A 19551-nucleotide genomic window follows, 5' to 3' on the forward strand; every position below is an offset into this window, starting at 1 on the left:
GGCGCTTTCAGTGCTTCTCGTTTGAGGGCATCACCCCATCAGAGGGAACTCCCGGGGGTAATTTTGTATAAGACTGTTACATTTGCGGCGGAAATGAACAACTCCGCTGTACGTTCATCTGTGCGCATGGTCCGCTTGGCCGACCTTGAGCCCTTGCATGTGGCGCCTGCGTCACAGGCAGCGCCGTCTCCGTCCAGCGGTGCACCGGCCAGCCAAGCTTGGCCACCTCCCATCGGGTCCGACGCGGCCGAGGACCTCATGTCCGAGATGCGCGCCGCTTATGTGGGGGCCATGGCCTCGACGCCCAAGGCTGCCGCCGTGCCCCCCGTTGAGGTGCCCCGCTTGCCGCGCGGCAAGGTGGTCAAGTTGCCCGTGGTGTTGAACGCCCGCGCTGCGGACTACGCCCGGATCTGGATCGTCAATCTGGTGCTGACTTTGCTGACCCTGGGGCTGTATCTGCCGTGGGCCCGGGTCAGGTCCCAACGCTACTTTTTAAGGCGCACCGTGGTGGCGGGCCATGGGCTGGATTACCACGCGCCACCCGCCAGCCATTTGCCCCGCTACGGCCTGGTACTCGCCTTGGCGGCCGGTGTGGTGGGCGCCTGCCTGGGATCGCCGTTGGCGGGGCTGCTCGCGTTCTCCATGGCCTTGGCGGTGGCCCCTTTGGCCGTGCACACCAGCCTCACCCAACGCATGGCCCACACCAGTTGGGCCGGGCGGCGCTTGAGCTTCAAGGGACAGTTCACCGCGGTCTACAGTGCGCTGTTGATGCCTTTGATGGGTGTGTTGGTCGCGGCTTGGCTGACGTTGGCGGGGGCCACTTTTCACCACCCTCTGTGGTGGGTGGCCTTGGGCTTTGTGGCCGCCTTGTGGCTGCTGGGGGTGCCGCTGTTCTTGTGGGCCTACTTTCATTACCGGCAAGGGCGACTGGAGATGGGGCCCTTGCGCTTGTGGTGGCAGGCCTCGCCGGTGGCCATGGTCGTGCTGTGGGCTCGCACGGCAGCCTGGTCGGTGCTGGTCTGTGGCCTGGTGCTGGGCTTGTCTGCGGTTTTGCTGGCCGCGCTGTTGTGGTGGCAAGGGCCAGCGCATGGGGCCTGGTGGCTGGGCATCATGGCCTTGTCGTTGGCGGCGGTGCTGGCGGCCGTGACACCCTATGTGCAAGCCCGTTTGCAGAACCTGGTCTGGAGCAAGACGGGCAACCGGTCATTGCGCTTTCGCAGCCGTTTGTCGGTGCAGGGCTACGTGCTGCTGCAGGTGCGGCATGCCTTGCTGCTGGTGCTGACCTTGGGCTTATATTGGCCCTGGGCCGTGGTGGCGTCCAGGCGCATGCGCACCGAGGCCTTGACCGTGTGGGCCCGCGTGGACACCGAGGTGCTGAAGGCGCATTGGGTGCCGTTTGCCGAAGCCCGGGTCGGCACAGCGCCCAAACGCCGTGCGAGCGCCTAAAATCACGGGTTCTGCCGGTGCCTAATTGCAAAGAAATCCATGAACCTTTCCGCCCTCACAGCCCTGTCGCCCCTGGACGGCCGCTATGCCCCCAAAGTGGTCGCCTTGCGCCCCCTGCTGTCCGAATTTGGTTTGATGCACCGCCGCGTGCAGGTCGAGATCGAATGGTTCATCGCCCTGTCGGATGCCGGCCTGCCCGAACTCAAGCCCATGACCGAAGCGGCGCGTGGCTACCTGCGTGGCCTGGCGGTGCGTTTTTCCGAGTCCGATGCCCAGGCCATCAAGGACATTGAAAAAACCACCAACCACGATGTGAAAGCGGTGGAGTACTGGATCAAGTCGCGCTTTGCCGGCCACCCCGAACTGGAACGCGCCAGCGAGTTCGTGCACTTTGCTTGCACCAGCGAAGACATCAACAACACCAGCCACGGCCTGATGCTGAAGGCCGCGCGTGAGCAAGTGCTGCTGCCCACCATCGATGGCTTGATCGACACACTGCGCAAGCTGTCGGTGAGCCTGGCCGCCACGCCCATGCTGAGCCGCACGCACGGCCAGACCGCGTCGCCCACCACCGTCGGCAAGGAAGTGGCCAATGTGGTGGCCCGACTGGTGAACGCCCGTGAGCGCATCGCCAGCGTCAAACTGCTGGCCAAGATGAACGGTGCCGTGGGCAACTACAACGCCCACCTGTCGGCCTACCCCGAGATCGATTGGGAAGGCTTCAGCCGCAAGGTCATCGAAGACCAACTGGGCCTGAGCTTCAACCCCTACACGATCCAGATCGAGCCGCACGACTACATGGCCGAGCTGTTCGACGCGGTCACGCGCACCAACACGATCCTGATCGACTGGTCGCGCGATGTGTGGGGCTACATCAGCCTGGGTTACTTCAAGCAAAAGACCAAGGAAGGCGAGATCGGCTCGTCGACCATGCCGCACAAGGTCAACCCGATTGATTTTGAGAACGCCGAAGGCAACCTGGGCCTGGCCAATGCGGTGCTGACGCACCTGAGCCAGAAGCTGCCCATCAGCCGCTGGCAGCGCGACCTGACCGACAGCACCGTGCTGCGCAACATGGGCGTGGCCCTGGGCTACGCCGTGCTGGCCTATGACAGCCTGGCGCGTGGCCTGGGCAAGCTGGAAGTGAACCCGCAAGCGCTGGCCGATGACCTGGACAGCGCCTGGGAAGTGCTGGCCGAGCCCATCCAGACCGTGATGCGCCGCTATGCCTTGCCCAACCCGTATGAGCGCCTGAAGGAGCTGACGCGCGGCAAGACCATCACGCGCGAAGCTATCCAGCAGTTCGTGCAGACTTTGGAGATCCCCGAGGCCGACAAGCAGCGTTTGCTGGACATGACGCCGGGCAACTACATCGGCAAGGCGATCGAGTTGGCCAAGCGGGTTTGATCGGCTCGTCATGAACTTCACCGACCAACTCCAGCAGGCCCAGCGCCGCAATGACTCCATGCTCTGCGTGGGGCTGGACCCGGAGCCCTCGCGGTTTCCGGGGGCCTGGAAAGGCCAGCCTGACCGCATCTTCGATTTCTGTGCGGCCATGGTTGATGCGACCAAAGACCTGGTCTGCGCCTTCAAGCCCCAGATCGCGTATTTCGCGGGCCATGGCGCTGAAAGCCAGCTTGAGCGCCTGATGGCGCACATCAAGCGCGTGGCACCGCATGTGCCCATCATCCTGGATGCCAAGCGGGGCGACATCGGCAGCACGGCCGAGCAGTACGCCCGCGAAGCCTTCGAGCGCTACCAGGCCGATGCAGTCACGTTGTCACCTTTCATGGGCTTCGATTCGGTCGAGCCTTACCTGCGTTATCCGGGCAAGGGCGTGATCCTGCTGTGCCGCACCTCAAACCCCGGCGGCTCCGACCTGCAGAACCAGCGCCTGGCCGATGTGCCGGGGCAGCCTCGTTTGTACGAGCATCTGGCCGCCTTGGCGCAAGGGCCCTGGAACACCAATGGCCAGGTTGGCTTGGTGGTGGGCGCGACCTTTCCTGAAGAGATTGCCCGCGTGCGCGAATTGGCACCGACCTTGCCCTTGCTGATCCCCGGCGTGGGCGCGCAAGGCGGTGATGCTGCGGCCACGGTGAAGGCTGGGCGGCGCATGGCGGCCGATGGCACGGTGACGGGGGCCATCATCGTCAACAGTTCAAGGGCGGTGCTGTATGCCAGCGCGGGGGACGACTTCGCCAGCGCGGCGCGGCGGGTCGCACAAGACACCAGGCAAGCGCTGAACGCCGCACGCTGATGTTCATCTTCAGGCTGCTGCTCAAGAATGCCTTCAGGCACCGCTTGCGCACAGCCCTGACGATGGTGGGCCTGGTGGTGGCCATTGGCGCCTTCGGCCTGCTGCGCACCATCGTCGATGCCTGGTACGCGGGTGTGGATGCATCTTCCAGCGCGCGCCTGGTCACGCGCAGTTCAATCTCGCTGACCTTTCCGCTGCCCTTGAACTACGCCGACCGCATCAAGGCGGTGGACGGTGTGAAGGGGGTGTCGTGGGCCAACTGGTTTGGCGGCGTGTACATCGCAGAACGCAATTTCTTTCCGCAGTTCGCGGTGGACCCGCCCACCTACCTGGCGCTGTACCCCGAGTTCGTGCTGAGCGAGGACGACCGACAGGCGTTTTTCCGTGACCGCCAAGGCTGCATCGTGGGCCGCAAGCTGGCGCGCAAATATGGCTGGAAGCTGGGTGACACTATCGCCCTGCGCGGTACCATTTATCCGGGCAACTGGCGCTTCACCATCCGAGGCATCTACGACGGGATCGATGCCACGACGGATGAAAACCAGATGCTTTTCCACTGGAAGCGCCTGGCCGAAAGCATCCGGGCGCGGGCAGGCCGCAACGCCGACTTCGTGGGCGTGTACATCGTGGGCCTGAGCGAGGCAGACCAGGCGCCAGTGGTGGCGCAGAACATCGACGCGCTGTTCAAGAATTCTTTGGCCGAGACCCTGAGCGAGACCGAGAAAGCCTTCCAGCTCAGCTTCGTGTCGATGAGCGAAGCCATCCTGGTGGCGGTGCAGGCCGTCAGCTTCATCATCATCGTGATCATCATGGCGGTGATGGCCAACACCATGACCATGACCGCGCGCGAACGCCTGGCCGAGTACGCCACCTTGAAGGCGCTGGGCTTCACGCCGGGCTTCATCAGCAAGCTGCTGCTGGGCGAAAGCCTGCTGATCGCCCTGATCGGTGGTGGCATCGGCATGGCGTTGACCTTTCCGCTGGCCAAGGCCTTTGGTGGCGCGGTGGGCAGTTTCTTCCCGGTGTTCCACGTGTCCGGCACGACCATCGTTTTGCAGCTTTTATCGTGTGGGGTGGTGGGGGGCGTGGCCGCCGCCTGGCCCGCCTGGAAGATGTCCCACATCGACATCGTGCAGGGTCTGAACCATGTGGCCTGAGTTGCTGCCGCTGTCCTACATCGCGCGCAACCTGTGGGTGCGGCGGGTGACGACGATGCTGACCGCCGGCGGCATGGCCCTCGTGGTCTATGTGTTCGCGACGGTGCTGATGATGGGCGAGGGCATCCGGGCCACCTTGGTGGCCACGGGGCAGCCGGACAACGTCATGGTGTTGCGCAAGGGCGCCGGGGCCGAGATCAATTCCAGCATTTCGCGCGGGCAGGCCGCCATCATCGAATCGCTGGCGGGCGTGGCCACCCATGGGCAGGGCGGCAAGCTGGTGTCCAAAGAGCCGGTGGTGCTGAACACCTTGCCCAAGCGCGGCACGGGCAAGCCCAGCAACATCACGGTGCGTGGCACGTCGGCCACGGGGCTGGCCCTGCGCCCGCAGGTGCGTTTCATCAAGGGGCGCATGTTCCGGCCTGGCACCAGCGAGATCGTGGCCGGGCAATCGGTGGCCAAAGGCTTCGTGGGCGCGGGCTTGGGCGAGACCTTGAAGTTCGCCGGGCGCGAGTGGTTGGTGGTCGGCATTTTTGACGCCAACCGAAGCGGTTTTGATTCCGAGATCTGGGGCGACACCGAGCAGATGATGCAGGCGTTTCGCCGATCCAACTTTTCCAGCGTGATCTTCAGGCTCAATGACCCGGGCACCTTCGAGAAGGCTCGTGCCACCCTGGAAGACGACCCGCGCCTGACCCTGGAGGCCAAGCCGGAGGTTCAGTTCTACGCCGAGCAATCGGAGATGCTGTCCACGTTCATCCGCTTGCTGGGGCTGTCCTTGTCGATCATCTTTTCGATCGGGGCGATTGTGGGCGCGATGATCACCATGTTCGCCACCGTGGCCTCGCGCGTGGGCGAGATCGGCACCTTGCGGGCCTTGGGTTTCAGGCGCAACGCGGTGCTGCTGAGTTTCCTGGCGGAGTCCTTGCTGCTGTCGCTGGTGGGCGGCGTGATGGGACTGGGCGCGGCTTCGCTCATGCAGGCGGTGAGCATCTCGACCGTCAACTTCAAGACCTTTTCAGAGCTGGCGTTTCAGTTCAGACTGACGCCGATGATCGCTGTGCACAGCTTGTTGTTCGCCTTGGCCATGGGCTTGTTGGGCGGGTTCATCCCGGCATGGCGGGCGGCGCGGCTGAAGATCGTGGATTGCTTGCGCGAGGCTTGACGACGGCCTGCGCGGGTTCAAAAGGAAATCAAGATGCAAGTTTGTACGTTCAAGACCGACAGTGAGGCGGAGGTGGGCCTGGTCCACGAAGAATGGATCCTGCCGGTGCAGCGCGCGCTGCCCGATCTGTTGCGCCCGCACGACCCGATGCTGGACCTCATCGCGCGCTGGGACAGCGTCAAGCCGGCCTTGCAAGGTTTGCTGAACAACCCTGCTGGCACCGAGAAACTGCGCCGCGAGCATGTGCGCCTGCTGGCGCCAGTGCCGCGACCCGGCAAGGTGCTGGGCATCGGCCTGAACTACCTGGACCACATCAACGAGAAGATCATTGGCGAGGTGCGCACGGCGCCCGAGCACCAAGTGTGGTTCAGCAAGGCCACCACGGCCGTCAACGGGCCCTTTGACCCCATCGTGCTGCCGCCCGAGTCGGTGTCCACCATGACCGATTACGAGGCCGAGTTGGTCGTGGTCATCGGGCGGCGCTGCAAGCGTGTCACGCCGGAGGAGGCTCCGGCCTTTGTGTTCGGCTACTGCGTGGGCAACGATGTGTCGGTGCGCGACTGGCAAAAGCGCACGTCGCAGTGGACCTTGGGCAAGGGCTTTGACACGCACGCGCCCTTTGGCCCCTGGATCACCACGGCGGACGAGGTGCCTGATCCGCACACCTTGGGCCTGCGTGGCTTGGTCAATGGCGAAGAGCGCCAGCGCAGCAACACCAGCCTGATGATCTTCAAGATCTGGGACCAGATCTCGGTGCTGAGCCAGGCCATGACGCTGGAGCCCGGCGATGTGATCTACACCGGCACGTGCAGCGGCGTGGGCGCGGGCATGACGCCGCCCACTTTTTTGCGCCCAGGCGACCACGTCCGCATCGAGATCGACCAGTTGGGCGCCATCGAGGCCTTGTGCACCGCTGATCCGATGTGAGGTGCTTGGCTCAGTCTGGCTGGGGGTTGAGGGACGTGAGCACCGCTTGCACAAAAGCAATGACGGTGGGCGCCAGCTCGGTGAGCTGGTGCACCTGATCCTGCTCGATCGCATTCAGGATCAATTCGTTGATGCCGCCGACCACGGCCATGGCCAGCTCGGGCGACAAGGCGCGCTTGCCTGGCTCCTTCGCCCGCGAAAGTTCCACCTGCATCTGCAGGAAGGCGGCAAAGCGCTGCTGGATCTGGCGTCGCGTGGCCAAGCCGGCGGGCCCGATGCCCAGCAGTTCGATGAACAGCGTGCGGATCAGCGCGGGCTGTGCCTGCAGGCTGGCCAGGTAGGCTCGGGTGACGTGGCCCAGTTGCTCGACCCAATCGGCGCTTGGATCGAAGCCCTCGGCGATGAGGCCCAAGGTGCGCTGGCTCAAGGTTTCGCACAGCGCGACCAGGCACGCGTCCTTGCTGCTGAACTGCTCGTAGAAGGTCCGCTTGGAGACATGCGCCCGCGCCACCACGTCCGCGATCGTCGTGTCGGCATAGGACTGGTGGGCCAGTGTGGCGGCCAGGGCGTCGATGAGACGCGCACGGTGGTCAACCGGTTCGGGCGAGGATGAGGGGTGCATTGTCGTCAATGGTACTTGACAGTACCGCTGAGCGTTTGTTAAGGTTCGCGGCTGATTGGTACCAGCTAGTACCAATTCTTGAAAACAGTTTTCATAACGATGATTCAATCGGTTTGTACCGAGGAGACCCCACCATGCAGTCCATCTTCAAGCGTTGGCACCAACCTTTGCTGGTCGCCGCCGCCGTCCTGGCGTTCGGGCACCCCGCCCAGGCCGCTGCGCCCGCGCCTTACACCGTGGTCAACGCCAGCTTCGCCTGCCAGACGGCCACTTGCGATGCGGAACTGTGGCTGCCCAAGGGCATGAACAAACCGCCCGTCATCGTGATGGCCCATGGCTTTGGCGGGTTGAAGGATTGGGGCTTGCAGCCCTATGCCGAGCGTTTCGTGAAGGCCGGCTTCGCGGTGGTGCGTTTCGATTACCGCGGCTTTGGCAAGAGCGGCGGCCAGCCGCGCCGGGTGGTCGATGGCCCGGAGCACGTCAAGGACTGGTTGTCCGCGATCGAGTCGGTGCGCGTGCGGGGCGATGTCGATGGCAGCCGGCTGGGCCTGTGGGGCTCTTCCTTCAGTGGCGGGCACGTGTTGGTGGCGGCGTCGCAAAGCCGTGGCGTGGTCAAGGCAGTCAGCTCCCAAGTGCCTTTCGTCAATGGCTTGCAAAGTGCTTTGACCTACCCGATGAAATACCAGCCTCGGGCTGCGTGGGATGGCTTGCGCGACTTGTTGCGTGGCGACAAGTCGGAGCCCATCTACATCCCCATCGTGGCCCAGGATGGCTTTGCGGCACTGGTTTGCCCCGAGTGCGTCAAGGGCTACCAGTCGCTGGTGCCCGCGGACCAGATGGCCAGCGAGAACAAAGTGGCTGCGCGCATTTTGATGACCCTGCCCTTTTACAAGCCCGCGTCCAGCGCCGCGCACATTTCTGCGCCGGTTCTGGTGGTAGCGGCCGAGAACGACGGCCTGATCCCCGTCAAGGGCGTGCGCGACATGGTCAAGGAATTGCCGCATGGTGAATACCTGGAGCTGAAAGGCGCGGACCACTTTTCGCCTTACACCCCGCCCCTGTTCGAGCAGGTGGTCAGCCGGCAGACGGCGTTCTTCTTGAAGAACCTGGGCAAGTAACACCCGCGGGCCGAGGCGCCGTATGATGTTCGGTTGCCCAGCCTTGCACCGCGTCCGATGTCCTCCCGTTCTGATTTGCCCGTCCGCCCCAATGTTCCGCTGATCCAGGTGCGGGGGGCGCGCACCCACAACCTCAAGAACATCGACCTGGACATTCCCCGGCACCAGTTGGTGGTGATCACCGGGCTGTCGGGCTCGGGCAAATCCAGCCTGGCGTTTGACACCCTGTACGCCGAAGGCCAGCGCCGCTATGTGGAAAGCCTGAGCGCCTACGCCCGGCAGTTTTTGCAACTGATGGACAAGCCCGATGTGGACGTGATCGAGGGCCTGTCGCCCGCCATCAGCATCGAGCAAAAAGCCACCAGCCACAATCCGCGCTCCACCGTGGGTACGGTGACCGAGATCCACGATTACCTGCGCCTGCTTTACGCGCGCGCCGGCACGCCTTTCTGCCCGGACCACGACCTGCCACTGCGCGCGCAAAGCGTCAGCCAGATGGTGGATGCCGTGCTGGCCATGCCCGAAGACACCAAGCTGATGATCCTGGCCCCGGTCATGCGCGACCGCAAGGGCGAGCACACCGACCTGTTCGCGCAGATGCAGGCTGAAGGCTTTGTGCGCTTTCGCATCGATGGCAAAGTGATCGAAGCCGCCGACCTGCCCGAGTTGAAGAAGAACGAGAAGCACGATGTGGACGTGGTGGTCGACCGCCTGAAGGTGCGTTCGGACATGACGCAACGCCTGGCCGAAAGCTTCGAAGCCGCGATGCGCCTGGCCGATGGCCGCGCCATCGCGCATGAAATGGACACGGGCACCGAGCACGTCTACTCGTCCAAGTTCGCCTGCCCGGTGTGCAGCTATTCGCTGGCTGAACTGGAGCCGCGCCTGTTCTCGTTCAACTCGCCGGTGGGCGCCTGCCCCACCTGCGATGGCCTGGGTCACGTCATTGCCTTCGATCCCGTGCGCGTGGTCGCCTTCCCCAGCCTGAGCCTGGGCAGTGGTGCCATCAAGGGCTGGGATCGTCGCAACCCCTATACCTACTCGATGATCGAGGCGCTGGGCAAGCACTACAAGGTCGACATCGACCAGCCCTTTGAAGAGTTGCCCGCCAACGTGCAGCAGGTGCTGCTCTACGGCTCGGGCGATGAAGAGATCGAGTTCGTCTACGAAGCCGATGGCACCGCGGGCAAGAAGCGCCGCGTCAAGCGCAGCCATCCCTTCGAAGGCATCTTGCGCAATTTCGAGCGGCGCTTCAAAGAGACCGATTCATCGGCCGTGCGCGAAGAGTTGTCGCGCTACCAGCAGCCCAAGGCCTGCCCCGATTGTCAGGGCACGCGCTTGCGCCGCGAAGCCCGCCACGTTTTCCTGCACGATGCCAAGAGCGGCGACAAGCGCGCCATCTACCAAGTCGCCCACGCCACACTGGCCGAAGCCCAACGCTATTTCGAAGGCCTGAACCTGATCGGCTCCAAGGCCGAGATCGCCGACAAGGTCGTCAGCGAGATCCGCTCGCGCCTGCGCTTCCTGAACGACGTGGGCTTGACCTACCTGAGCCTGGACCGCAGCGCCGACACACTCAGTGGCGGTGAGGCTCAGCGCATCCGCCTGGCATCGCAAATTGGCTCGGGCCTGACCGGCGTGATGTACGTGCTGGACGAGCCCAGCATTGGCCTGCACCAGCGCGACAACGACCGCCTGATCGGCACCCTGCAGCACTTGCGCAACCTGGGCAACAGCGTGATCGTGGTCGAGCACGACGAGGACATGATCCGTGCCGCCGATTACGTCATCGACATGGGCCCGGGCGCGGGTGTGCATGGCGGCCACGTCATCGCGCAGGGCACGGCCAAGGAAGTCACCGACCACCCCGACAGCCTCACTGGTCAATACCTGGGCCGCGTGTTGCGCATCGCCGTGCCGCCCAAGCGTCTGCCCTTCACCGATGACACGCCGCGCCTGCGCGTGGTCAACGCGCGTGGCCACAACCTCAAAGGGGTGACGGCCGAGATCCCTGTGGGCTTGTTCACCTGTGTGACCGGTGTGTCCGGTTCGGGCAAGAGCACCTTGGTCAATGAGACGCTTTATGCCTCCGTGGCCCGCAAGCTGTACCACAGCCACCTGGAGCCCGCCGCGCACGACGAGATCGAAGGCCTGGAGCTGTTCGACAAGGTCATCAATGTGGACCAGTCGCCAATTGGCCGCACGCCGCGCAGCAACCCGGCCACCTACACCGGCTTGTTCACGCCCATCCGCGAGTTGATGGCCGATGTGCCTTCAGCGCGCGAGCGGGGTTATGGCGCGGGCCGTTTCTCCTTCAACGTGGCTGGTGGCCGCTGCGAGGCCTGCCAGGGCGACGGCGTGCTCAAGGTCGAGATGCACTTTTTGCCCGATGTCTATGTGCCCTGCGACGTGTGCCAGGGCAAGCGCTACAACCGCGAAACGCTCGAGATTTTGTACAAAGGCAAGAACATCCACCAGGTGCTGGACCTGACGGTCGAGGCTGCGCTGGAGTTCTTCAGCGCCGTGCCCACACTGGCCCGCAAGCTGCAAACGCTGATGGATGTGGGCCTGGGCTACATCCGCCTGGGGCAAAGCGCCACGACGCTGTCAGGTGGCGAAGCGCAACGCGTGAAGCTGGCGCTGGAGCTGTCCAAGCGCGACACCGGCCGCACGCTCTACATCCTGGATGAGCCGACCACCGGCCTGCACTTCCACGACATCGCCTTGCTGCTCAAAGTGCTGCACCAGTTGCGCGACGCGGGCAACACCATCGTCGTGATCGAGCACAACCTGGACGTCATCAAGACGGCCGATTGGCTGATTGACATGGGTCCCGAAGGCGGCTCGGGCGGCGGCACGCTGGTGGTGGCCGGCACGCCCGAGACGGTCGCCGCGCATGCCGGCAGCCACACGGGCCACTACCTCAAGGCACTGTTGGACGAAGTCAGCCCATGAATCCCACGTCGTGGGCCGAGCTGTCGAAGTTGTGCAGGTTGGGCAAGATGCTGGCCAGGTCGGTGTTGCTCACGCCCATCCATTTGCCCAGGGTGTAGGCGTATTGGTCCACCGAGGTGGTGGGCAGCAAGATGCCGTTGTGGATCTGGTCCGGGCTGGAGAACACGCCGTTGCCGTTGGCAGTGCTGTACTGCGGGAAGGTGCCATAGACCTCGCCACCTTGAACCGCGCCACCCATGATCAGGTGGTGGGCGCCCCAACCGTGGTCGGTGCCATCGCCGTTGCTGGTGAAGCTGCGGCCAAAGTCAGAAGCGGTGAAGGTGGTGACTTGCGAGCTCATGTCGCCGCCGGGCATGCTGCGCAGCACCTGGTCAAAGTAGGCCAGGCCGTGGTCCAGCTGGCGCAGGCGGTCGTTGTGCTCCTGGTTCTGCCCGCCGTGGTGGTCAAAGCCGCCCAGGTTCACCATGAACACCTGCCTCTGGATGCCGAAGTTGCCTTGACGGTTCGCGTTGATGATGCGAGCGACCATCTGGAACTGCAAGGCCAGGCGATTGGTCACGAGCGCGCCCGCCATGTTGGTGTAGCTCAGCAAAGGATCGGTCCACACCGATTGGCCTGGGGTTCCCCATGGTGCTTGGGCGTTGGAGGGCAGGGCGCCCGACATCAAATCGGTGGCCTGAATGCCCCGAGCCACCACCTGTTGGTGGGCCTGGGTGAACAGGTTGTTGCTGGTGGACGAACTCATCACGGACTTCACGGCGGCATGCAGATCGGTGCTGCCCAGCATGCGCTGGTTCGCGCCCAGGCCAGGAATGCTGGCCAGGCCCACGGGGTACTGCCGAACCGCCCGCCCGCTCAGCCAGGTGCTGGTGTTGCCCGGTGTGATGCACGTGAAAGACCGCTTGACGACGTCGGCATTCGAGCCGCTGCCATTGCGGCTCATCAACAGATCGCCGATGCGCCCCCCCCAGCCTTCGCTGGCGCCTTCGGGCGAGAACGACATCCAGGTGGACTGCTGGTCATTGTGAGAGAACAGCTTTTCCGGCTTGGGGAAGCCGTCCTGGTAATACGCGTTCTTGGTGGTCGGCCGAACCAAGGGCCCCACATTGGCCATCACCGCCAGGCGGTTGGCCCCGTACAGTTGCTGCGTGCGCACGAGGGCGGGGTGCAGGGCGAACTGCCGCCCGGCATGGACTGCGCGGCCTGAATGGGCGATGGGCAAGACGCCCCCTAACCTGGCTGGTGTGCCCGCGGCCGCCGTGGCATTGGCGGGCGTTCCCGGGCGCATCAAGGCGATCGAGGTGCTGCCGTCGCTGGGGTCCCGCGAAGAGGGGTCGCGGTGGGCCAGATAGTGTCCCCACGAGTCCGTGTCGGTGGCGAGCACCGTGTTGTACGAGTCGTTGCCGCCATTGAGGAAGACGCAGACCAGGGCTTGGTAGCCGCCACCCGTGGATTGGGCAGAGGCCTGGCCCATGGTGGCCAAGGTCAACCCCAAGGGGCCTGCCGCCCCCAGGGTCGAGAAAGCGGCGGCGTGGCGCAAGAAGCTGCGGCGGCTGGTGGAGCTCATGGGGATCGTCATTTCTTCACTGTTGAACGATGAACTGCGGCGACACCGCCACCATCAGGATCGCGGCTTTGATGCGGCGCCGCTTGTCCGCCAGGGTGGTGTTGGGCATCTTGCCCACGCCAGTCAACATCAAGGCATTGAGTTCGCTGGCCGGTGGCCCGCCCAGGATCTTTTGCGCTACAGCGGTGATCAGTTGCTGAGGCGCGTCGGCGGTGGGCTTGTCGACCAGCGCGTCAAAGCTGCTCAAGTCAAATCGGATGTCGCTGCGCTGGGTGTTGTAGTTGTATTGGCCCAAACCGTCCTCCAGCATCTGGGCCACATAGTTGGCGTAGCCCAGCACCGAGGTCTCGCTTGTGATCTGCATTTCCGGAGCCACGAGCCCCTGGTCGGCCAGGTCGGTCTGGGGCGGCTTGTAGCCAGGCCGGAAGAAGTTGAACACCGAGGGCGCGCGCATGGGCGTCTGGCCCAGGCCCAACACGGTGTCGTCGGTGCTGCTGGCCAGGTAGAAAGGCACCCGGTTGCCTGTCCGTGCGGCGCTGTAGGTGTCAGAGGTGTGCGGCAGGGCTCGGAGCAGGTGTGTGATGCGCACCAGCGGCTCACGCAGTTTCCCAAAGCCTGCGCTCTCGCGCAGCGCCATGTCGCGGGCTTCGGTGTCCAGCAAGACTGCTTTCACGGTGGCCCGGATGTTGCCGTTGGAGGCGCGGAAGGCCGCGCTCACGCGCTGCACATAGCTGGGGCTGGGGTTGCTGGTCACCATCCGTTGGATCAGTTGCTTGGCAAAGAAGGGCGCGGTGTTGGGGTGGCTGGCCAGGCGGTCCAGCGCGGCCTTCAGGCTGGCTTGAGGGTTGGGCGTGGACTGGAAGGGCACCGTCACGCCCAGAAAGCGCTTCTCACTGTACGAGTGCTCCTGGGTGTAGGGCGACATGGCGGTGATGCTCTGGCTGCTGTCCTGGCAGAGCTCATAGCGGTAGAAGCAGTGCCACCAGATCACCGAGGCCTTGGCAGGTGGGAGGTACCAGCCCCAGCCTGTGAACACCTTGGCCAAGCCCTTGACGTCATCACCGTTGTAAGTCTCCTGGGGGAGTCCGTTGAGCAGCTTTTGCGTGCCATCGTCGTTCAGCTCGTACAAGCCGATCGAGAAAAGCTGCATCACCTCGCGTGCGAAATTTTCGTCGGCGATGCGGCCAGTGCCGGGGTCTTCCCGGCGGCTGCTTCGGTGCGACAAGAACGCACCCATGGCCGGATGCAAAGCCACGCCTTCCAGAAGATCGCGGTAGTTGCCGTCGATCTTCTGGGTCAACATGTCCATGTAGCTGGCCACCATGCGGCCATCGATTTCCAGCTCGGCATTGGTGGCCGACACCACGTAGATCTCGGACAAGGCGAAGGCCACGCGTTGGCGCAACTGGGCCGGGTCGGCGACTGCGTGCGTCCACCAGCTGTAGACCACGTCATCGATCCGGGGCTGGTCCGTGCCCAGCGAGGCTGATGACGCCTCAACGGTGGCCAGGTGGCTGTTCTGCAGCGGCGCTGCCAGTTGTTCGTCGATCCAGCGTTCGTAGCCAATGGCCTTCACGCGGGCGACCTCCGCCGCAGTGGGTCCGAACGTGGCTTGTGTCAGGAAACGGTTCGCTTCCGCGTCATTGCCCGGCGTGGCGCTCACTGATTGCAGATTGCTGGAGCCCGCACCACCTGGAGTGCTGGAGGCGCTTTCACCACCGCCGCCGCAGCCCCCCAGCAGGGCCGCGCTGACCAGCATCACCCATCCTGATTTGCACAGGACACCTTCGGACTTAGACCACCACATGAACGCACTCGCACTGAGAACCTTGACTCAGGGATGTCGGCATCTGAAACGCCAGCTTGAGGCGTGTAGGGCGATCGACAATCTCTGAAACGAGTTCGCAAGGTGCCATGCAGCCTTCACCGCAGGGGATGCAAGATGCCTCAGTTGTAAGGGGGCGATACGCCAGGCTTGTTCAAAGCCCGAAAGCGTCAATAGCTCACAAGTTGGGTGACAAAGCCCGCTCGGCGTCGCGTTGGGAAAGGCCGGTTTTCTCGGCCCATTTCTCCAGTTGGTCGTGGCCAATCTTGCCCACGTTGAAGTAAGTGGACTCGGGATGCGCCAAATAGAAACCGCTCACGCTGGCCGCTGGGGTCATGGCCAGGCTTTCGGTCAAGGCCATGTTGACCTCGTCGGCCTGCAGCACGCGGAACATCTCGCCCTTGACGGTGTGGTCAGGGCAAGCGGGGTAACCGGGCGCGGGGCGGATGCCCTTGTACTTCTCGCCGATCAGATCGGCGTTGCTGAGTTGTTCGTCGGCCGCGTAGCCCCAGAACTCCTTGCGCACACGTTCGTGCATCCGCTCGGCGAAGGCTTCGGCCAGGCGGTCGGCCAAAGCCTTCAGCATGATCGACGAGTAGTCGTCGTGCTTGGCCAGGAACTCGGCGTCTTTCTTCTCGATGCCCAGGCCGGCCGTCACGGCGAACAGGCCGATGTAATCGGGCTTGGTGCCTTTGGGTGCCACGAAGTCGGCCAGGCTGCGATTAGCGCGCTTCACGCCATCGACCACCGGGCGCTCGGACTGCATGCGCAGCGGCGACCAGGTCATCAACACCTCGGTGCGCGACTCGTCGCGGTAGATTTCGATGGTGTCGTCGTCTACCGTGTTGGCGGGGTACAGGGCGATCACGCCATGGGCGGTCAGCCAACGGCCTTCCACGATCTTCTTGAGCAGGGCTTGCGCGTCAGCGAGCACCTTGCGGGCTTCTACGCCCACGACCGCGTCATCCAGGATGGCGGGATAGGGGCCGGCCAGATCCCAGGTCTGGAAGAAGGGGCCCCAGTCGATGTACGGCACCAGCTCGGCCAGGTCCTGGTTCTTGAACAAGCGGCGGCCCGTGATCTTGGGCACGGCGGGCGTGTACGTGGTCCAGTCCATCGGCGTCTTGTTGGCGCGGGCTTGAGCCAGCGTCACCATCGGCGTGGTCTTCTTGTTGGCGTGCTGCACGCGAACACGCTCATAGTCGGCGTTCAGCTCGGCGATGTAATCGGCCTGGCGCTCGTCGCTCAGCAGTTCAGAGCACACGCCCACGGCGCGCGAAGCATCGGGCACGTACACCACCGGCCCACTGAAATTAGGCGCGATCTTCACGGCGGTGTGCACGCGCGAGCAGGTGGCGCCGCCGATCAGCAGCGGCGTCTGGCGCGAGCGGAAATACTCGTCACGCTCCATCTCGCCGGCCACGTATTGCATCTCTTCCAGGCTGGGCGTGATCAGGCCTGACAGGCCGATGATGTCGGCGCCGGTCTCCTTGGCCATCTTCAAAATATCAACGCAAGGCACCATCACGCCCATGTTGACCACTTCGAAGTTGTTGCACTGCAAGACCACGGTCACGATGTTCTTGCCGATGTCGTGCACGTCGCCCTTCACGGTGGCGATCACGATCTTGCCTTTGGCCTTGGCATCACCGCCGCCTTCGATCAGCAGCTTTTTCTCTTCTTCGATGTAGGGCAGCAAGTGGGCCACGGCCTGCTTCATCACGCGGGCGGATTTCACCACCTGCGGCAGGAACATCTTGCCCGCGCCGAACAGGTCACCGACCGTGTTCATGCCGGCCATCAGCGGGCCTTCGATCACGTGCAGCGGGCGCCCGCCGGTGGCGCGGATCTTCTGCCAGCACTCTTCGGTGTCTTGCGTGATGAAGTCGGTGATGCCGTTGACCAAAGCGTGGCTCAGGCGCGTTTCAACGGACACCGGCTGCTCGGGCGTGCCGCGCCAGGCCAGCTTGGCGCTGTCGTCCTTGGCGGCGCCCTTGGCGCTGTCGGCGATCTCGATCAAGCGCTCGCTGGGCGTCAGGTGCGGCTCGCCGTCCTTGTAGACCGGCTGGCGGTTCAGCACCACGTCTTCCACGCGCTCGCGCAGCACGGGGTCGAGCGCGTCGTACACGCCCACCATGCCGGCGTTGACGATGCCCATGTCCATGCCCGCCTGGATCGCGTGGTACAGGAACACGGTGTGGATCGCCTCGCGCATCGGGTCGTTGCCGCGGAAGCTGAAGCTCACATTCGACACGCCGCCGCTGATCTTGGCGCCCGGCAGGTTCTCTTTGATCCAACGCGTGGCGTTGATGAAATCGACCGCGTAGTTGTCGTGCTCTTCAATGCCGGTGGCGATCGCGAAGATGTTCGGGTCGAAGACGATGTCTTCCGGCGGGAAGCCCACCTCGTCCACCAGGATGCGGTAAGCGCGTTCGCAGATCTCGATCTTGCGCGCGAAGGTGTCGGCCTGGCCTTTCTCATCGAACGCCATCACCACGGCGGCCGCGCCATAGCGCTTGACCAACCCGGCCTGGCGGCGGAACTCGGCCTCCCCTTCCTTCATCGAGATCGAGTTGACGATGCCCTTGCCCTGGATGCACTTCAAGCCGGCCTCGATCACATCCCACTTGGACGAGTCGACCATGATGGGCACGCGCGAGATCTCGGGCTCGGAGGCGATCAGGTTCAGGAAGCGGACCATGGCCGTCTTGCTGTCCAGCATGGCCTCGTCCATGTTGATGTCGATGACCTGGGCGCCGTTTTCCACCTGCTGGCGCGCGACCGCCAGGGCTTCTTCAAACTGGCCGTTCAGGATCATCCGGGCAAAAGCCTTGGAACCGGTCACGTTCGTGCGTTCGCCCACGTTGACGAACAGCGAGCCTGGCCCGATCAGCACGGGTTCCAGCCCTGACAGGCGCATCGGCGCCACGGGAGCGGAGGGCGGCAGGGCGCCCGCAGGCGATGAGTGGGTGGGGAATGCAGGCTGAGTCATGGCCGCCATTTTACGAGGCGGCGCAGATGTCACGCTTTCAACAAGGCGTACAACTCATCCTTGAGGGTCACGCGCAGCACTTTCTTTTGTTCCAGTTCGGCAGACGAGCCATGCTCGATGCCGGTTTCCAGCCGGACGATGGCCTTGTCCAGGTCCTCGTATTCACGCTCCAGCCGCGCAAAGTGGGCGCTGGACGTCTTCAGCGCGTGGATCTTGTCCCGGCACTCCGGGAAATCCTTGACCAGCGGATGGTGTTCTTGAATCATTCGTGCTCCTTCTTGGTTGAACTCAGCAGCGCTGCTGGGCAAATGATTTTCGAGGGTGCCTGCTTCAGGCGTCTTGCGGTAAATCAACCCAGGCCCAGGAAGGTTTTTTCGATGTCCAGCGAGCTTCTGTGCCCGATGTCATCGCGGTGGGCGGCCAGCCAGCGGTCAGCGGCAGCATGGCCCATGTCATGCAGCGTCTGCAGGAAAACGCGGTCGGTGTTGGACTTGCTGGACGCGTTGAACGGTGCCAGGTTCTCGTCGTCGGCCACCATGTGCATGTGCAGGTCCTTGTAGCGCCCTGGGTCGATCTTGTCTTCCCTGAGCAGCTTTTTCACGAAGGCAATGGCCCGCATCTCACCGATCAGGCTGGCGTTGAAGGTGATCTCACTCAGCCTATCGAGGATGTCCATGCTGCGCGTGGGCTTATCCAGGCGTTCCAGCGGATTGATTTTGATCAGCAAAATGTCCGAGGTGTCAGTGTTGTAGATCAGCGGGTAGAGCGCAGGGTTGCCGGTATAGCCGCCATCCCAATAGGGCTCGCCATCGATCTCGACTGCCTGGAACACCACCGGCAGGCAGGCCGAAGCCATCAAGGCGTCCAGCGTCAATTCTTCTTCGGTGAAGACGCGCGCCTGGCCGGTGCGCACCGAGGTGGCGGTCACGAACAACTGGGTGCCATGCTGGCAGCCTTCGTGCACCGATTCGATGGTCACGTGGCGTTGCACCACGTCGCGCAGAGGGTTCAGGTTCAGGGGGTTGATCTCATACGGACTGAAGGTCTGCATGAACATGTTCATCCACTGGTAGCCGGGGATCTGGTCCAGGTTGAAGGCGGGTTTGAGTGAGCCGTTGGACTGCAGCGTCATGGGCGAAAAGATGGGCCCATGCTGGCTCACATCGGCCCAGAAAGCGGCCAAGGCCTTTTGCGCCTGGGGGCGGGCCGCAGCCACGCCGCCTTTGGCGTGGCCTTCTACATACCCTGTGAGCATCACCGCGCCATTGAGCGCCCCCGCGCTGGTGCCGGATATGCCTGAAAAGTCCAGACCATCCTCGTCCAGCAGCCGGTCGAGCACCCCCCAGGTGAAGGCGCCATGCGAGCCGCCGCCTTGCAGCGCCAGGTCCACGCGCGGCCTGGGCGACGGATTCAGGGCGGCGGAGGAAAGGGCTTTGCGTTTTTTGCTGGGAATGGTCATGACCCAGTCTAGCTTGTAATGCTGCAGTGCAGCATTGATTTTGAAGCTCCCTCTTCAGTGG

The 19551-nt window shown here is 63.8% G+C and carries 14 protein-coding genes; 8 read left to right on the forward strand and 6 right to left on the reverse strand.

All coding sequences use genetic code 11. From position 1 onward, the window contains the following. The first annotated feature begins 93 nt into the window (after positions 1-93). Genes LQ232_RS01595 through LQ232_RS01620 form a run of 6 tightly spaced genes read left to right on the forward strand, consistent with a single transcriptional unit; the run spans position 94 to position 6952 of the window. The gene (locus LQ232_RS01595) at positions 94-1446 is read left to right on the forward strand and encodes a DUF898 domain-containing protein (protein ID WP_230178069.1); all 1353 of its coding nucleotides are present in this window, start codon (positions 94-96) and stop codon (positions 1444-1446) included. Positions 1447-1485: 39 nt separating this feature from the next. After that, entirely contained in the window at positions 1486-2853 is a 1368-nt protein-coding gene (purB, locus tag LQ232_RS01600) for an adenylosuccinate lyase (protein ID WP_230178071.1), read from the forward strand. Between the two features lie 10 nt (positions 2854-2863). Beyond that, a complete protein-coding gene (gene pyrF / locus LQ232_RS01605; protein WP_230178073.1) occupies positions 2864-3703 on the forward strand; it encodes an orotidine-5'-phosphate decarboxylase in 840 nt (279 codons plus the stop codon). Further along, positions 3703-4860, forward strand: a complete 1158-nt coding sequence (locus LQ232_RS01610; RefSeq protein WP_230178075.1) for an ABC transporter permease — start codon at positions 3703-3705, stop codon at positions 4858-4860. Before pyrF ends, LQ232_RS01610 begins: the two co-directional genes overlap by 1 nt. Next, a complete protein-coding gene (locus LQ232_RS01615; RefSeq protein WP_230178077.1) occupies positions 4850-6025 on the forward strand; it encodes an ABC transporter permease in 1176 nt (391 codons plus the stop codon). Before LQ232_RS01610 ends, LQ232_RS01615 begins: the two co-directional genes overlap by 11 nt. 33 nt (positions 6026-6058) lie before the next feature. Then, the gene (locus LQ232_RS01620) at positions 6059-6952 is read left to right on the forward strand and encodes a fumarylacetoacetate hydrolase family protein (RefSeq protein WP_230178079.1); all 894 of its coding nucleotides are present in this window, start codon (positions 6059-6061) and stop codon (positions 6950-6952) included. Between the two features lie 10 nt (positions 6953-6962). Here LQ232_RS01620 and LQ232_RS01625 read toward each other — a convergent pair whose 3' ends face one another. Next, the gene (locus tag LQ232_RS01625; protein WP_230178081.1) at positions 6963-7574 is read right to left on the reverse strand and encodes a TetR/AcrR family transcriptional regulator; all 612 of its coding nucleotides are present in this window, start codon (positions 7572-7574) and stop codon (positions 6963-6965) included. A gap of 134 nt (positions 7575-7708) precedes the next feature. On the opposite strand from LQ232_RS01625, the gene LQ232_RS01630 reads away from it, so the two are divergent. Both LQ232_RS01630 and uvrA read left to right on the forward strand, forming a co-directional pair. Next, positions 7709-8692 carry an alpha/beta hydrolase gene (locus LQ232_RS01630; protein ID WP_230178083.1) on the forward strand — a complete coding sequence of 328 codons (984 nt, stop codon included), beginning with the start codon at positions 7709-7711 and terminating at the stop codon, positions 8690-8692. Between the two features lie 57 nt (positions 8693-8749). Continuing rightward, a complete protein-coding gene (gene uvrA / locus LQ232_RS01635) occupies positions 8750-11647 on the forward strand; it encodes an excinuclease ABC subunit UvrA (protein ID WP_230178094.1) in 2898 nt (965 codons plus the stop codon). Here uvrA and LQ232_RS01640 read toward each other — a convergent pair. The 5 genes from LQ232_RS01640 to LQ232_RS01660 form a co-directional block, all read right to left on the reverse strand. Then, positions 11637-13214, reverse strand: coding sequence for a DUF1501 domain-containing protein (locus LQ232_RS01640; RefSeq protein WP_230178097.1), 1578 nt, complete (start codon positions 13212-13214; stop codon positions 11637-11639). The two genes, uvrA and LQ232_RS01640, sit on opposite strands and share 11 nt — an antisense overlap. A gap of 16 nt (positions 13215-13230) precedes the next feature. Beyond that, positions 13231-15021, reverse strand: a complete 1791-nt coding sequence (locus tag LQ232_RS01645; protein WP_230178098.1) for a DUF1800 family protein — start codon at positions 15019-15021, stop codon at positions 13231-13233. 196 nt (positions 15022-15217) lie between these two features. After that, entirely contained in the window at positions 15218-17959 is a 2742-nt protein-coding gene (gene metH / locus LQ232_RS01650; RefSeq protein ID WP_230179697.1) for a methionine synthase, read from the reverse strand. Between the two features lie 101 nt (positions 17960-18060). After that, on the reverse strand, positions 18061-18297 hold the full coding sequence (locus LQ232_RS01655) for a YdcH family protein (RefSeq protein ID WP_230178100.1): 237 nt from the start codon (positions 18295-18297) through the stop codon (positions 18061-18063). An 83-nt stretch (positions 18298-18380) separates the two neighbouring features. Beyond that, entirely contained in the window at positions 18381-19490 is a 1110-nt protein-coding gene (locus LQ232_RS01660; protein ID WP_230178102.1) for a patatin-like phospholipase family protein, read from the reverse strand. Positions 19491-19551: the final 61 nt, after the last annotated feature.

The organism is Aquabacterium sp. CECT 9606 (genome assembly GCF_918741295.1).
Taxonomy (GTDB): Bacteria; Pseudomonadota; Gammaproteobacteria; order Burkholderiales; family Burkholderiaceae_C; genus Aquabacterium.

Coding starts and splice junctions, on each gene's coding strand:
- LQ232_RS01595 (WP_230178069.1), top strand. CDS start 94: ATGAACAACTCCGCTGTACGTTCATCTGTGCGCATGGTCCGCTTGGCC.
- purB (WP_230178071.1), top strand. CDS start 1,486: ATGAACCTTTCCGCCCTCACAGCCCTGTCGCCCCTGGACGGCCGCTAT.
- pyrF (WP_230178073.1), top strand. CDS start 2,864: ATGAACTTCACCGACCAACTCCAGCAGGCCCAGCGCCGCAATGACTCC.
- LQ232_RS01610 (WP_230178075.1), top strand. CDS start 3,703: ATGTTCATCTTCAGGCTGCTGCTCAAGAATGCCTTCAGGCACCGCTTG.
- LQ232_RS01615 (WP_230178077.1), top strand. CDS start 4,850: ATGTGGCCTGAGTTGCTGCCGCTGTCCTACATCGCGCGCAACCTGTGG.
- LQ232_RS01620 (WP_230178079.1), top strand. CDS start 6,059: ATGCAAGTTTGTACGTTCAAGACCGACAGTGAGGCGGAGGTGGGCCTG.
- LQ232_RS01625 (WP_230178081.1), bottom strand. CDS start 7,574: ATGCACCCCTCATCCTCGCCCGAACCGGTTGACCACCGTGCGCGTCTC.
- LQ232_RS01630 (WP_230178083.1), top strand. CDS start 7,709: ATGCAGTCCATCTTCAAGCGTTGGCACCAACCTTTGCTGGTCGCCGCC.
- uvrA (WP_230178094.1), top strand. CDS start 8,750: ATGTCCTCCCGTTCTGATTTGCCCGTCCGCCCCAATGTTCCGCTGATC.
- LQ232_RS01640 (WP_230178097.1), bottom strand. CDS start 13,214: ATGAGCTCCACCAGCCGCCGCAGCTTCTTGCGCCACGCCGCCGCTTTC.
- LQ232_RS01645 (WP_230178098.1), bottom strand. CDS start 15,021: ATGTGGTGGTCTAAGTCCGAAGGTGTCCTGTGCAAATCAGGATGGGTG.
- metH (WP_230179697.1), bottom strand. CDS start 17,959: ATGCGCCTGTCAGGGCTGGAACCCGTGCTGATCGGGCCAGGCTCGCTG.
- LQ232_RS01655 (WP_230178100.1), bottom strand. CDS start 18,297: ATGATTCAAGAACACCATCCGCTGGTCAAGGATTTCCCGGAGTGCCGG.
- LQ232_RS01660 (WP_230178102.1), bottom strand. CDS start 19,490: ATGACCATTCCCAGCAAAAAACGCAAAGCCCTTTCCTCCGCCGCCCTG.